Source organism: Pseudomonas sp. GW821-FHT05D12 (assembly GCF_059419825.1).
In genome coordinates this window covers 17,797-31,713 of sequence record NZ_JBWKSN010000012.1, presented here as the reverse complement: position 1 = coordinate 31,713, position 13,917 = coordinate 17,797, and the positions used below count along the sequence as shown (strand labels likewise).

The window sequence follows — 13,917 nt, the reverse complement described above, 5'->3', positions numbered from 1 at the left end:
GATGCGTTTTGCCGTTCTCGGCAGCGGTAGCCAAGGGAACGGCACGCTGGTCGCTCATGACGACACGTACGTGCTGGTGGATTGTGGTTTCTCGTTACGGGAAACCGAGCGGCGCCTGCTGCGCCTGGGGGTTCACCCCACGCAGCTGAGCGCGATTCTGGTGACCCACGAACATGCCGACCACGTGCATGGCGTGGGTTTGCTGTCTCGGCGCTACAATCTTCCGGTGTACCTCAGTCGCGGTACCTTGCGCGGGATGCGCAAACCGATTGAACCCGCAGGTTTCCTGGCCGGTGGCGAGCAACTGCAGATCGGTGCGTTGAGCATTGATGTGATTGCCGTGGCGCACGATGCCCAGGAACCGACGCAGTATGTATTCAGTGATGGGGAGCGGCGTTTCGGCGTACTCACCGACCTGGGCTCCTACTGCGCCAAGGTGCTGGACGGTTACCGGAACCTCGATGCATTGATGATCGAATCCAACCACTGCCGGGACCTGCTGGCTCGCGGTCATTACCCCTACTTTCTCAAGCAGCGGGTCGGTGGCGAACTGGGACATTTGAACAACCACCAGGCGGCGTACCTGGTGTATGAGTTGGGCTGGCAAGACCTGCAACACCTGGTCCTGGCCCACTTGAGCAGCAAGAACAACCTGCCGACGCTTGCCCGGCAATGTTTTGTCGACACCCTTGGGTGCGACCCGGACTGGCTGCAACTGGCCGATCAAGATTCAGGGCTCGACTGGCGACACATCGCCTAGCCCACCTCACTCAAAGCGGAGCCCATCATGGAAAAACGTGAAGAACTCTACCGCGGCAAAGCCAAGTCGGTTTACAAGACCGACGACGCCAACCGCCTGATCCTGCTGTTTCGCAACGACACTTCGGCGTTCGACGGCAAGCGCATCGAACAGCTTGATCGCAAGGGCATGGTGAACAACAAGTTCAACGCCTTCATCATGCAGAAACTCGAAGCGGCCGGCATTCCGACCCAATTCGACAAACTGCTGGGCGACAACGAGTGCCTGGTCAAGAAGCTGGACATGATCCCGGTGGAATGCGTCGTGCGTAACTACGCTGCCGGCAGCCTGGTCAAGCGCCTGGGCGTGGAAGAGGGCCTCAAGCTCAATCCCTACACCTTCGAGCTGTTCCTGAAGGACGACGCCAAGGGCGACCCGTTCATCAACGAATCCCACGTCGTGGCATTCGGCTGGGGCACCGCTGAGCAACTGGCGCGCATGAAAGAGTTGTCCCTCAAGGTCAACGACGTGCTGAGCAAGCTGTTCGACGACGCCGGCCTGCTGCTGGTGGACTTCAAGCTCGAATTCGGCGTATTCCACGATGGCTCCATCGTCCTCGGCGACGAATTCAGCCCGGACGGCTGCCGCCTGTGGGACAAGGACACCAAGAAGAAGATGGACAAAGACCGCTTCCGCCAGGGCCTCGGTGATGTGATCGAAGCCTACGAAGAAGTCGCCAATCGTCTCGGCGTACCGCTTTAATCGACGCAAGCATCTGATAGCACGGAAAAAAATCGCGTTTGGGGTTTGCTTCCGCGAAACACACTGTTATGATGCGCGCCGTTGGAGAGATGCCAGAGTGGCCGAATGGGACGGATTCGAAATCCGTTGTACCTTCACCGGTACCTAGGGTTCGAATCCCTATCTCTCCGCCATTACATAGAAAAAGCCCCGTAGCTGAACAAGCTACGGGGCTTTTTCGTTTCTGCGGTTTGATCAGCTCGGCTGGGCCACCAGGCTATTGCTCACACGACGCCCCAGTACCAGCACCGTCACGAACCCACAGCCCACCAACGCCGTGGCCAGGCTCAGCAGCACCGCGCTGCCCATCTGGTCGACAATCCGGCCGCCGAAGAACGAGCCCAGGGCGATGATCACCTGGAACAAGGCGACGAACAGTGGCATGCCGCGTTCGACATCCTTGGGGGCCACGACAAACATCCAGATACTTGCGCAGGCCGGGAAGGCGCCGAAGGCGAAGCCCCAGAGGGCGATCAGCATCGCTGCGCCGGTCATGCCGGTGGCGAAGTAGGGGAACAGGGCGGTGCTGGTGCCGATCATCAGCGCGACCAGTAGCAAGGTGTGGCGCACGCTGCGGTTGGCGGCGAAGCCGGCGAAGACATTACCCATGACCCCGGCCACGCCGTAGAGCAGCAACAGTGAGCCAATCGTCGGTCCGTCAAAGCCCGAACTGTTTTTGAAGAAGGGCGCGACGTAGGTGTAGGCGGCGAAGTGCGCCAGGCCGATCAGCAGGACGGCAATCAATCCGACCCGTGCTTGCGGGTTGATGAACAAGGCGGGCAGGTCACGCACCTGAATGGCCTTTTCCGGCTTCAGGCGGGGCAGCAGGAGGACTTGCGCGAGCAGCACCGGCACGCCGACCAGCGCGGTGACCAGGAAGGTCATGCGCCAGCCCATCAGGCCGCTGAGCCAGGTGCCCACGGGGACGCCGAGTACGGTGGCCAGGGTCACGCCCATCATGATGATCGAGGTGGCCTTCGCGACGCCCACGCCCTTGGGGGCGAGGCGGCCGCTGAGGGCGATTGCCGTGGCCCAGAAGCCGCCGATGCTGATACCCAGCAGGACACGGCCGAACAGCAGGAGGCTGAAGTCGCTGGCGTAAGCCACGACCGAGTTGGCGATGATCATGATCAGCGTCAGGCCGATCAGCAGATAACGACGGTCCATGGCGCCAATGCTGACAGACAGCAACGGGGCGGCGAGGGCGGCCATGATACCGGGCAGGGTCACCATCAGGCCGGCATGCCCGGCACTGATGCCGAGGTCGCTGGCGACGTCGTTGAGGACGCCCACCGGCAGAAACTCACTGGTGACCAGGGCAAAGGCGCCCACGGCGACCGAGAGAATCGCCAGCCACTGCTGTTTGACACTCTGTTGATTATGTTCGGGACGGCCGCTGGGGGCCTGGCTCGCGCTTGGCATGGTGCTGGATTCCAGAAGGGGAATGTCGCCTGAACTCAGGCGAGGGGGAGGGAAAGTGGAGGCGATTATATGAATCGGCTCTGGCAATCACACAGGCGCTCGTTTCGATAATAACCATCAGTGCAATCGATTCGACGCCCCTACAGGACGGTTGGGTTTTTCTTACCTGCATCTCCAACGCAGCCTACAGGCAATGCATTGCGACCCGTGGCGTTAGTCACTATCTTGGGCCCCACGGTTTTTCAGGTAGAAATTCCCACACTGCATAGGAAATGCATCATGAGCAAAAACACGAAAAAAACCTCCGACAAAATGGCCACGCTGGCCGCGCACACCCTCACTGATCCAAACGCCTCGGCCATTGCCAAAAGCCTGGCGGCGTCTGCATTGGCCCAGAGCGGTACCGACAAGCAGACCAGCGCCGACATGGAGGAAAAAGCCGGGAAGGCCCTCCAGGGCGGCCACTACAGCGAGAAAACCAAATCCCTGGCGGCCTCGGTGCTTTCCCAAGCCAATAAAGAGCGCGGCAACTGAGTTACAACTCATGAAAAAAGCCCCGCAGCTGAACACGCTGCGGGGTTTTTTCGTTTGCGGGCAGGCGCGCATAAATTATTCGCGCCCCACCGAATAACTTCCCCTCCTGCGGTGTTCACTCCACAGACCACCCAGGAAGCGCCCATGAACACACCTGTCGACCGCTACGACCGCCTGACCCGCACCTTCCACTGGCTGACCGCTGCCGTGGTGATCTTCATGTTCGCCAGTGCGCATATCTGGGAAAACCTGGAAAAAGGCACGCCGCTGCGCAAGGGCCTGCAGTCGGTGCATATCTCCCTGGGCATTGCCCTGGCGGTACTGATCCTCGCGCGGATCGCGTGGCGGCTGTCTGGCGGCACCCGGCTCAAGGCCGACAGTCACCCGGCGCTTAACCTGCTGGCGAAAATGGCGCATGGTTGCCTGTACCTGTTGCTGCTGGCGCAGATTGTCCTGGGGTTCCTGTTTCGTTGGGCACAGGGCGAGCCATTCAACTTTTTCGGACTGTTTTCAGTTTCCGCGCCGTTTGCGATTGATCACGCATGGCGCGGCACGCTGGGCGGTCTGCATGACACCGTGGCGTGGGCGATCATCGGGCTGGCTGGCCTGCACGCCTGTGCGGCGCTGTGGCACCACAGCATCAAGCGTGACAACACGCTGCGCCGCATGCTGCCCGCCCCACGGGACGCTGTTTGAAGTGATGTTTGCTGCTGTATCTCCCTATCGTTACGGAGCACGACAACCATGAAGACTCGCCACCAACACCCCATTACTTATTGCACCGCGCTGCTCTTCGGTGCCTGCCTGGCTGTCGCCTTGCTCGCCGGCCAGGCCCGGGCTTCCGGCGATGAATCAGCGCCGCCCAAGCCGAACTGTCCGAAGGGCCAGGTGTGGGACACCAAGACCGGCAAGTGCGTGCTGCAAACCAGCAAGGCAACGTCGGATGCCGATCGGACCGACTACGCCTACCGCCTGGCCAAGGACGGGCGCTATGAAGAAGCCCTGGCCTTGCTCGATACCCTGAGCAACCCCAACACCGCCAAGGCCCTCAACTACCGCGGCTACGCCACGCGCAAACTCGGGCGTACCGATGAAGGCATCGGCTATTACCTGCAGTCCGTGGCGTTGGACCCCAACTACGCCCAGGTCCGCGAATACCTGGGTGAGGCCTATGTGATCAAGGGCCGGGTGGACCTGGCCCAGGAGCAGCTGCTGAAAATCAAGGCGCTGTGCGGCACCACCTGCGAAGAATATGAAGACCTGGCCGAGGCCATCACTGCTGCGCCCCAGGTATGACGTCGGTGACTGAACGATCAGGGGGCCGCCATTACTCGAGAGGCTGATTTTCGTCGCGAATTGGGCCAGTTGTTGCCGCGTTTATGGCGATACGGCCTGGTGTTGTCGCGACAAAAGCACCTGGCCGAGGACCTGGTGCAGGCCACCTGTGTGCGGGCGCTGGAGCGTGCCGGGCAATTTGTCGCCGGCACGCGGCTGGATCGCTGGTTGCTGGCGATCATGCACTCGATCTGGCTCAACGAGCTGCGCTCGCAGCGGGTTCGCCAGGGGCAGGGCTTTGTCGATGCAGAGCAGGCGTTGTCATTCGATGGCGAAAGCCAGGCCCAGGATCACGTGCTCGCCGCGCAAGTGATCAAGCGGGTCAACGGGTTGCCCGAAGCGCAACGAGAAACGGTTTTTCTGGCGTATGTCGAAGGGCTTTCATACAAGGAAATTGCCGATGTCCTGCAAATACCGGTCGGCACAGTCATGAGTCGGCTCGCGGCCGCACGCGCCAGGCTGGCCGAGACGGCCCCGGCAAAAGCCCACGCGGGACACGCCAGTGGAGAACGCCGATGACTCACACACACTTGCCTTGCGATGAGCAGTTGGTGGCTTATCTGGATGGAGAACTGGACGCTGACCAGCGCCGGGTCATCGCCGACCAGATCCACACTCACCCTGCGGTCGCTGCGCGCCTGGAGGTGCTGCGGTGCGCTGATATGCCGTTCAAGGACGCGTTCGACAGCGTGCTGGATCAAGCGCCGACCGATCGCCTGCAGTCGATGCTCAACGCCTTGCCGCCGGCAGCGGTCCCCGCCTTGAGTCGCCGCCGTTTCCTCGCCGTGGCCGCAGGTTTCGCGGTGGCCGGCGTGGTTGCCGATCGCCTGTTCCTGGCCTGGCCGCGTGGGGAACCCGGCCAGGGCTGGCGCGCCTCGGTGGCTGAATACATGGCGTTGTACACGCCGCAGACCCTGGACAATCTCAGCGCGGACCCGGCTGCCCACCTCGCGCAACTCAGCGCGGTGGGCACGCAACTGGGCCTGCCGTTGTCGCCCGCTGCCGTGGCCTTGCCCGGCGCCGAGTTCCGGCGGGCGCAGAGCCTGGACTATGACGGCGTGATCATCGGCCAGTTGACCTACCTGGATCCCCGCCACGGTCCACTGGCGCTTTGCATCACGGCCAACAAAAGAGCCCCGGCGACTTTCGCCACCGAGCAGCGCCGAGGCATGAACGTGGTGTATTGGGCCAGCGCGTCCCATGCCTTCATGCTGATCGGCCGAAACCCTTTCGAGGATTTGCAGATCATGGCCAGCAGCGTCGAGCGCAGCTTGCCGGCCTGATCTCAGTGACGGGTCTGCAGGGCGCGCCAACGCGTGGGCGTGGTGCCTTCCCAGGTGCGAAACGCGCGATAAAACGAGTTGGTGTCTTCGTAACCGAGCAGGCAGGCGATCTCGTCTATTTCGATCGACGGCTCCGCCAGCAGATGGCGCACCACCTCCTGGCGGCTCTCCAGCAGCAATTGCCGAAAGCCTGTGCCTTCCTCGGTCATGCGCCGCTGCAAGGTGCGTTCGCTCAGGCCCAGTTCGCGGGCCACGTCGACCATCTCCGGGCGACCACTGGCGAAGAGACGCTTGAGGGTGCTTTTCACTTGGTGGCTGATCGTGGCCGGCGCGGTCGCTTCGGCCAACGCCGCCACCAGGGCTGGGTTCAGCAGGTCGAGCAGTTCCGGGTTATGGCCAGGGAAGGGCCGTTTGAGGTCGGCGGTATCGAACACCAAGGCATTGCGCGCGGCACCGAAACGGATGGCACAGCCGAAAAACTCCGCCAGTGCCGGGCTGTTGCTCCGGGGGCGGGCCAGTTCGACACGGCGCGGCGTGATGTGCACCCCCGAGCCGCGCCGGCCCAGCTCGACAAACGTCGCAAACGCCGCGTCGATCAACAGCCGCGGTGGCGGCTGCTGGGTGCGCAGCCAGTCGAGGGTGACCGTGCAGGTCGCGCCGTCCTCGCTCACCTGCACGCGTTCGGGCGTACACAGTTGCTTGAAGCGTGCGAGGCGATGCAGGCCATCGCGAAAGTCGCGGGCGATGAACGCGGCAAAACTGGACGGTGGCAGGGCGCTGCTGTCCAGCTGGGTGACCAGCAGGACGCCGGCCGCCGGGTCGGGATTGAGCACGCCCACGGCTTCCCACAGGCGAAAATATTCCTCGGTGCTGACGTGGCGACGATCACCGCGCTCGTCCAAGTGCAGGGTCATTGGCAGTCGTGCCTGGCGTAACACCGCTGCAGGCTCCAGCCCGATGGTTGTCAGGGCGTGCCAGAATACCTGCGGAATGTTGAAGCGCGATTGGCGTGCGTCAGACATGGACCACCTTTGTTTCAATCAATCGGAGGCTGACACACTGAGGTCATGCCATTTCTCGTCGGAAGCTGCCAGGTCCGCCGCCGCCCGCGCGGCATATTGCACCGCGTCGCTGCCGATCAACAGGCGCAGGGGCGCGTCTTCACGCAGGGCCAGTTCGAGCACGATCTCGGCCACCCGCTCCGGCCCGGTCGGCAAAATGCCGGGGGAGTTGAGCAACTCAACCAGTGCACCGACACTTTGCTGATAGGGCGCACTGATCGGCGCAATCGTCATGGAGCTGCCCGACCAGTCGGTACGCATGCCACCCGGTTCCAGCACCGTCACCTGCACGCCCAGCGGGTTGACCTCTTGCGCCAGCACGGTTGAAAAGCCGCCCACGGCCCACTTGGCACTCTGGTACGCCGCCAGGCCCGCCATGCCAATCCGCCCGCCCAACGACGATACCTGAAAGATATGCCCGCGACCCTGGGCGCGCAGGATCGGTACCACGGCCTTGCTGACGTGCACGACACCATAGAAGTTGGTGTCGATCTGTGCCGAGAAGTCCTCCAGGGTGACATCCTCGACCGACGCCAGGTCGCCATACCCCGCGTTGTTGACCACCACATCCAGGCGACCGAAGTGCGCCACGGCGGCCTCCACGGCCTGTAGGACCTGCAGGTTGTCGGTCACATCCAGTTGCAGTGGGTAGATTGCGTCACCGTACTCGGCCACCAGTTCATCCAGTTGGCGGGGAGTGCGTGCAGTGGCCACCACACGATCGCCGGCGCGCAAGGCCGCTTCGGTGATGGCGCGGCCAAGGCCACGCGAACTGCCAGTGATAAACCAGATCTTGGACATGCGAACACCTCTTCGTTTCGAGCGGCTCAAGCAGCCTGGGCACCCAGGATGGTCGATGAACGCGGTCCGGGCACTAGCAGAAGGGCGCCAAGTGACTTGCAAAAGACGCCAATTATTCGCGGGTCAAGCGCTCGGCCAGGCTCTCGATAAACACCGTCTCGGCCCGACTCATCTTCTGTTCACGATTCCACAACAGGTGAATGTCCACATCGGCGATCCCTTCATCGGGCGGCAGCCGCCACAGCAGCCCGTTTTTCACGTCCTCCGCCACCACATGGATCGGCAGGCACCCCAGGCCGAACCCGGCGATCACCAGGCGTCGCACTTCTTCCAGGCTGGAGGACGAGGCCACGATGCGCCCGCTGAAGCCTTGCTGATCGCGAAAGATGGTCAGTGGCGAGAGCATCCCGCCGATCTGGTCGCTGGTGAAACTGACGAAGTTCTCCGACTGCAAATCACCTTCGGCCAAACCGGTACGGCCAAACAGCGGGTGGTGGCGCCCGCAAAAGAATGCGTAGCGTTGACGCAGGAACAGGTGCTGCTCCAGGCGCGGCTGCGGCCGGCGATTGAGGCTCAGCCCGAGGGTCGCGGTTTTTTCCAGCAGGGCGGCGACGATGTCGGAGCTGCGCATCACCTCGACCTCGAGGTCGACCCGCGGATGTTCGCGGTGGAAGCCCGTGAGGAAGTCATCAAAGGTCTCTGAGTTGATGCGGCTGATCATCAGCAGGCGCACTTTGCCGATCACTTCATCGCCGGGTTTTTGCAGGGCGTTGCTCATCTGCGAGACCTGGCCGTACATCTCGCCGGCGATGGCGAAAATCTGTTCGCCGGCTTCGGTCAGTACAAAGCGCGGGCCACGGCGCACGATCAGTTGGCAGTCGAGTTGTTCTTCCAGGCGTTTGAGCGCCTGGCTGATCGCCGGTTGCGTCAGGTGCAGGCGCGCGGCGGCGCGGCTGATGCTCAGCTCCTGGCCGATCACGCGAAAGGTGCGCAGCAGGTTCCAGTCCAGCCGGTCGTTGAGCAGCGGGTGAATATCGCGGCGGGGTTCGGACATGCGCGGGCTCGATCATAAGCAGGATTTATAATCGGCATAATAAATAGAAAATTGACTAATCATAGCCCCGAGACGAAAAATCCTCCTCGACAAGCGCCATCAGAGCGCCTGCGTTTGACCTTTCTCCTGCCAAAAAAATAACCAAAGGAGCCCGCCCATGAAGCCTTCCGCTTCGCCCCAGCCTCGCCGTGCTGCGGCCGCCGCTTTTATCGGCACCATGATCGAGTGGTACGATTTCTACATCTACGCCACCGCCGCTGCACTGGTGTTTGGCCAACTGTTTTTCCCTTCCGAAGACAAACTGTTCAGCACCATGGCCGCGTTCGGCACCTTCGCCGTGGGCTTCTTCGCGCGGCCCTTGGGCGGCATTGTGTTCGGCCATATCGGCGACCGGATCGGCCGCAAGAAATCCCTGGTGATCACCCTGGTGATGATGGGCGTGGTCACCGTCTGCATCGGCCTGTTGCCGACCTATGCGCAGATCGGCGCCGCAGCACCGGTCTTGCTGGTGCTGTTGCGGGTGGTGCAAGGCATTGCCGTCGGCGGCGAGTGGGGCGGGGCGGTATTGATGGCCGGCGAGCACGCGCCGAAAGGGCGGCGTAACTTCTTCGCGTCCTTCGCGCAACTGGGCAGCCCGGCGGGGTTGATCCTGTCCCTGCTGGCGTTCAGCGCAGTCACCCGTTTGCCCGAAGAAGACTTGCTCAGTTGGGGCTGGCGCCTGCCGTTCCTCGCCAGCGCCTTGCTGCTGGTGGTCGGCCTGGCGATTCGCCTTGGCGTCAACGAGTCGCCGGAGTTCCTCGAAGACAAGGCCCTCGCGGAAAAAGCCCGGGCAATCAAGCGGGACCAGGCCCCGGTGATCGAAGTGCTGAAAACCGCCTGGCGCCCACTGTTGCTGTGCATCGGTGCCAATACCCTGGGGATTGCCGGGGTGTATTTCACCAACACCTTCATGATTGCCTACAGCACTCAGCAATTGGACCTACCGCGCTCGCTGATCCTGGAGTGCCTGTTCTTCGTGGCGATCATTCAGTTCTGTGTCCAGCCCCTGGCGGCCTGGGTGGCAGAGAAGGTCGGTGCCACGCGTTTCCTGTGTGCGATGACCGTGCTGGCAATGGCCTCGCCTTATCCGATGTTCGTGCTGGTGAGCAGTGGCCAGGCGCCGTTGATCATCCTCGGCATCGCCTTGGCAGTGGTGTGCATGGCCTCTTTTTATGCGGTGATCGCAGGCTTTGTCAGCGGCCTGTTCGAAACCCGCGTGCGCTACACCGCCATCTCCCTGGCTTATCAGGTGTGCGGTGCGCTGGCCGGTGGCCTGACGCCGTTGATCGGCACCTGGCTGGCCCACGAATACCAGGGCCAATGGTGGCCGATGGCAGTGTTCTACAGCCTGATCGCGGCGGTGTCGCTGGTGTGCGTACTGGCCTTGTCGCGCCGCCACGCCAGCGCGCACCGAATTGAAATGGCACAGAGTGCCTGAGGGAGATTGCATCATGTTGAAGATTAACGGCGAACGCCTGTGGGCCAGCCTGATGGCCATGGCCGAGATCGGTGCCACTGCGCGCGGCGGCAGTTGCCGGCTGGCCTTGAGTGCCGAAGACCAGGCCGGTCGCGAGCTGTTCAGTCACTGGTGTAGCGCTGCCGGGCTGGCCCTCAGCGTGGACGCCATCGGCAACCTCTTCGCCCGGCGCGCCGGCACGGACAAGGACGCCGCCCCGGTGATGATCGGCAGTCACCTCGACACCCAGCCAGAAGGCGGGCGCTTTGATGGCGTCTACGGCGTACTGGCTGGCCTCGAAGTGATCCGCAGCCTCGACGACCACGGCATCCGGACCCGCAAACCGCTGGAGATTGCGGTGTGGACCAACGAGGAGGGCGCGCGTTTTACCCCGGCCATGCTCGGTTCGGCGGTATTCACCGGCAGCCTGGCGCTGGCCCCGGCGCTGGCCACGACCGATGTCGACGGTATCAGCGTGGCCGAGGCCCTGCGCGCCACCGGCTATAACGGCGCGCGCCCGCTGGGCGGCGCGGTGGATGCGTACTTCGAAGCGCATATCGAACAAGGCCCGATCCTGGAAGACAACGCCAAGAGCATCGGCGTGGTGACCGGCGGCCAGGCGATTCGCTGGCTCGACGTGCGCGTCGAAGGCATGGCCGCGCATGCCGGCACCACGCCGATGCCGCTGCGCAAAGATGCGCTGTATGGCGCGGCCCGGATGATCCAGGCGCTGGAGCAATTGGCCGCCGATTTTGCCCCCGAGGGCCTGACCACCGTCGGTGAGCTGAGCATTGCCAAATCGTCGCGCAATACCATCCCCGGCCTGCTGAATTTCACGGTCGACCTGCGTCATCACCGCGACAGCGCTATCGACGCCATGGAGCAACAGGTGCGCCAACAGTTGCAGGCCATCGCTGAGCAGCGCGGGCTCACCGTCACCGTCACCCCGCACTGGGTCAGCCCGGCAACGCCCTTCGACGCCGAATGCGTGGCCTGCGTGCAAACCGCGGTGGATGCGCTGGGCTACAGTCAGCAACGAATCGTCAGCGGTGCTGGCCACGATGCCATCCACCTGGCGCGCTATTGCCCGACCGCGATGATCTTCATCCCCTGCGTCGGCGGCCTCAGCCACAACGAAGCCGAAGACGTGTTGCCCGAGGACGTGCGCCAGGGCACCGACGTATTGCTCAACGCCGTGCTGCAACGCGCCGGCCGGGCCGACTGACAACACCGTTCGGGAAGACTGAAGAAGCTCACCTGTGGGCAGCGTCTACCCGCAACCCTGTGTATTGAGGAGATTGCCATGCGTACTTTTTTCCACCCCGAACAGCTGCTGCACCATCCACGCAGCTATTACTCCCGTGGCCAGATGCGCACGCCGCAGGAGGTTCCCGAGCGCGCGCGCAACCTGCTGCAGGCCGCGCAGACTCTTGGGTTCGACATCCAGCAGCCGGCCGATCACGGCCTTGAGCCGCTGCTTGCCGTGCACGGTGCGCCTTACCTGACGTTCCTGCAGGAAGCCCATCAGCGCTGGAAAGAAATCCCCGAAGACTGGGGCGACGAAGTCATGTCGAACATCTTCGTGCGCGAGCCCAACGCGCTGCGCGGCATCCTTGCCCAGGCCGCACGCTACCTCGCCGATGGCAGTTGCCCGGTCGGCGAACTCACCTGGCGCTCGGCCTACTGGTCGGCGCAAAGCGCAGTTGCCGCCGCCCGGGACATTCTCGACGGCGCCCCGGCTGCCTACGCGTTATGCCGGCCACCGGGGCATCACGCGCGTTTCGATGCGGCAGGGGGGTTCTGCTACATCAACAACGCCGCCGTGGCCGCGCAAGTGTTGCGCGACGGCTTCCAGCGTGTTGCCGTGCTCGACACCGACATGCACCACGGCCAGGGCATCCAGGAGATTTTCTACACGCGCGACGACGTGCTCTACGTGTCGATCCACGGCGACCCGACCAACTTCTACCCCGGTGTCGCCGGCTTCGCCGAAGAGCGTGGCAGCGCGGCGGGTGAAGGTTTCAACCTCAACCTGCCGATGCCTCATGGCGCCAGTGAGGCTGTGTTCTTCGACAAGCTTGAAGTGGCGTTGAAGGCGCTGAAGGACTTTTCGGCCGATGTGCTGGTGCTGTCCCTGGGCTTCGATATCTACGAGTTGGACCCGCAGAGTAAAGTCGCGGTGACGCGCGAAGGCTTCGCGCGGTTGGGCGAATGCATTCGCGGGCTGGGCCTGCCGTGTGTGATCGTGCAGGAGGGTGGCTATCACCTGGAGACACTGGACGCGAATGCGCAGGCGTTTTTCGATGGGCCACAGGCTTGGGTGAAGTAAGGCAAGAGTGACGTGGCACCTGCGTGACGATCTCGCGTTGTGATCGTCACGTGGCTTGTCATGAGGGGGCGGTCACCGGGAGCTTGAACGGTTTGACCAGGCGTTCTGCCGGGATAGCAACTTCCCGATCACAATCAACGCGTCGAAGCGCCGTCGTCGCCCACCGCAACATGCGTCATGGGCGGCGTCAACTCCAGTACCCGGTCACGCCCACCTTCGGCCAACAGGTAAGTGCCTCGAGTTGTCGGCACAATCGACTGCGGCGCTTTCAGGAATGACAGGATCGTCTGCCGGTGCCCCTGCTTGTCGATCAGCAGCAAGCGCGCGCGGTGGGTGGCGTCCTCGTTGATCCACAGGCCCCGCGCATCACACATCAGGAACGTCGGCTGGTTCAGCCCGTCCACGACCATCGGGTCGCTGCCGTCCTCGGTCAGCTCGCGCACCATGCCTTCCTTCTTTTTGGTGTAGAGCATGCGCCCGTCGCTGCAGCGGATGATCGATTCGCCTTCGTCCATGCCCGTGCGTACGACGCTCAGGCTCTGGTCACTCCAGCGATAACGCAGCACACGGCCCTCGTCGCGCCGGTCTTCCATGGCATACAGGTAGTCGCCGTCGTCCCACAGGCCTTGCACGTTCTGGCCCCTGAACAGTTCGGTGACGTGGCCGTCCTTGAGGAAACTGACGGGCGAATCGAGGGCCTCCTGGCTGAACACCCAGCCGCCGCGCGTGGCAAACATGCCGTCGGGCTTGGACAGGTTGCCCACCACCACTTCGCGGCTGCCGTCGGGGTGGATGCGCACGATGCTGCCCTTGCCGTCGTCGAGTTCCTGGCTGACCATCAGCGAGCCGTCGTCCAGGGGCATCAGCGAGGCGGCCTTGGCCACGTCCGTGTGCAGCACCTGGTAATGCCACTGGCCGCTGGCGCTGACCGGGTAGTAAGTCTGCCAGGCAAAAAAGCCCAGGGCGGCGGTACACACCAGGACGAGTGTGCACAGTGCGGTTTTCAGGGTTCGGATCATTGCTTGGCGCCGACGGATCGAAAGGTCGACCACGTTACCAAGCA

At 63.1% G+C, this 13,917-nt stretch carries 15 protein-coding genes and 1 tRNA gene; 11 read left to right on the top strand and 5 right to left on the bottom strand.

Annotation, left to right across the window (positions count from 1 at the left end):
- Position 1 precedes the first annotated feature (1 nt).
- The 3 genes from AC07SI_RS21765 to AC07SI_RS21755 all read left to right on the top strand — a co-directional run bounded on the left by AC07SI_RS21765 (position 2) and on the right by AC07SI_RS21755 (position 1,674).
- A complete protein-coding gene (locus AC07SI_RS21765) occupies positions 2–760 on the top strand; it encodes an MBL fold metallo-hydrolase (protein WP_065899398.1) in 759 nt (252 codons plus the stop codon).
- Positions 761–787: 27 nt separating this feature from the next.
- Positions 788–1,501, top strand: coding sequence for a phosphoribosylaminoimidazolesuccinocarboxamide synthase (purC, locus tag AC07SI_RS21760; RefSeq protein WP_010212191.1), 714 nt, complete (start codon positions 788–790; stop codon positions 1,499–1,501).
- 83 nt (positions 1,502–1,584) lie between these two features.
- Positions 1,585–1,674: transfer RNA gene (locus AC07SI_RS21755), tRNA-Ser, on the top strand.
- Between the two features lie 61 nt (positions 1,675–1,735).
- Here the strand turns inward: AC07SI_RS21755 and AC07SI_RS21750 are convergent.
- Positions 1,736–2,962 (bottom strand): MFS transporter, encoded by a 1,227-nt coding sequence (locus tag AC07SI_RS21750; RefSeq protein ID WP_065899394.1) that lies wholly within the window; start codon positions 2,960–2,962, stop codon positions 1,736–1,738.
- A gap of 279 nt (positions 2,963–3,241) precedes the next feature.
- Here AC07SI_RS21750 and AC07SI_RS21745 point away from each other — a divergent pair, with 279 nt between their 5' ends.
- The 5 genes from AC07SI_RS21745 to AC07SI_RS21725 all read left to right on the top strand — a co-directional run bounded on the left by AC07SI_RS21745 (position 3,242) and on the right by AC07SI_RS21725 (position 6,114).
- A complete protein-coding gene (locus tag AC07SI_RS21745) occupies positions 3,242–3,496 on the top strand; it encodes a hypothetical protein (protein WP_065899393.1) in 255 nt (84 codons plus the stop codon).
- Between the two features lie 144 nt (positions 3,497–3,640).
- Complete coding sequence (locus AC07SI_RS21740; RefSeq protein WP_495006489.1) at positions 3,641–4,192, top strand: cytochrome b; 552 nt, start codon at positions 3,641–3,643, stop codon at positions 4,190–4,192.
- Between the two features lie 48 nt (positions 4,193–4,240).
- A complete protein-coding gene (locus AC07SI_RS21735; protein ID WP_495006488.1) occupies positions 4,241–4,792 on the top strand; it encodes a tetratricopeptide repeat protein in 552 nt (183 codons plus the stop codon).
- Between the two features lie 60 nt (positions 4,793–4,852).
- Positions 4,853–5,350 carry an RNA polymerase sigma factor gene (locus AC07SI_RS21730; RefSeq protein WP_065899485.1) on the top strand — a complete coding sequence of 166 codons (498 nt, stop codon included), beginning with the start codon at positions 4,853–4,855 and terminating at the stop codon, positions 5,348–5,350.
- Positions 5,347–6,114 (top strand): anti-sigma factor family protein, encoded by a 768-nt coding sequence (locus AC07SI_RS21725; protein ID WP_495006487.1) that lies wholly within the window; start codon positions 5,347–5,349, stop codon positions 6,112–6,114. The genes AC07SI_RS21730 and AC07SI_RS21725 overlap by 4 nt, the downstream gene beginning before the upstream one ends.
- 2 nt (positions 6,115–6,116) lie before the next feature.
- On the opposite strand, the gene AC07SI_RS21720 is transcribed toward AC07SI_RS21725, so the two are convergent.
- From AC07SI_RS21720 to AC07SI_RS21710, 3 genes are all read right to left on the bottom strand, one after another.
- A complete protein-coding gene (locus tag AC07SI_RS21720) occupies positions 6,117–7,136 on the bottom strand; it encodes an AraC family transcriptional regulator (protein WP_495006486.1) in 1,020 nt (339 codons plus the stop codon).
- A gap of 18 nt (positions 7,137–7,154) precedes the next feature.
- Positions 7,155–7,976, bottom strand: a complete 822-nt coding sequence (locus AC07SI_RS21715) for an SDR family NAD(P)-dependent oxidoreductase (RefSeq protein ID WP_495006485.1) — start codon at positions 7,974–7,976, stop codon at positions 7,155–7,157.
- 112 nt (positions 7,977–8,088) lie between these two features.
- Complete coding sequence (locus AC07SI_RS21710; RefSeq protein ID WP_495006484.1) at positions 8,089–9,030, bottom strand: LysR family transcriptional regulator; 942 nt, start codon at positions 9,028–9,030, stop codon at positions 8,089–8,091.
- A gap of 157 nt (positions 9,031–9,187) precedes the next feature.
- On the opposite strand from AC07SI_RS21710, the gene AC07SI_RS21705 reads away from it, so the two are divergent.
- The 3 genes from AC07SI_RS21705 (at position 9,188) to AC07SI_RS21695 (ending at position 12,854) form a co-directional block, all read left to right on the top strand.
- Positions 9,188–10,507, top strand: coding sequence for an MFS transporter (locus AC07SI_RS21705; protein ID WP_495006483.1), 1,320 nt, complete (start codon positions 9,188–9,190; stop codon positions 10,505–10,507).
- A 13-nt stretch (positions 10,508–10,520) separates the two neighbouring features.
- Entirely contained in the window at positions 10,521–11,750 is a 1,230-nt protein-coding gene (locus AC07SI_RS21700; protein ID WP_495006482.1) for a Zn-dependent hydrolase, read from the top strand.
- A 78-nt stretch (positions 11,751–11,828) separates the two neighbouring features.
- Positions 11,829–12,854 carry a histone deacetylase family protein gene (locus AC07SI_RS21695; protein WP_201143718.1) on the top strand — a complete coding sequence of 342 codons (1,026 nt, stop codon included), beginning with the start codon at positions 11,829–11,831 and terminating at the stop codon, positions 12,852–12,854.
- A gap of 134 nt (positions 12,855–12,988) precedes the next feature.
- On the opposite strand, the gene AC07SI_RS21690 is transcribed toward AC07SI_RS21695, so the two are convergent.
- Positions 12,989–13,873, bottom strand: coding sequence for a hypothetical protein (locus AC07SI_RS21690; protein WP_495006481.1), 885 nt, complete (start codon positions 13,871–13,873; stop codon positions 12,989–12,991).
- Positions 13,874–13,917: the final 44 nt, after the last annotated feature.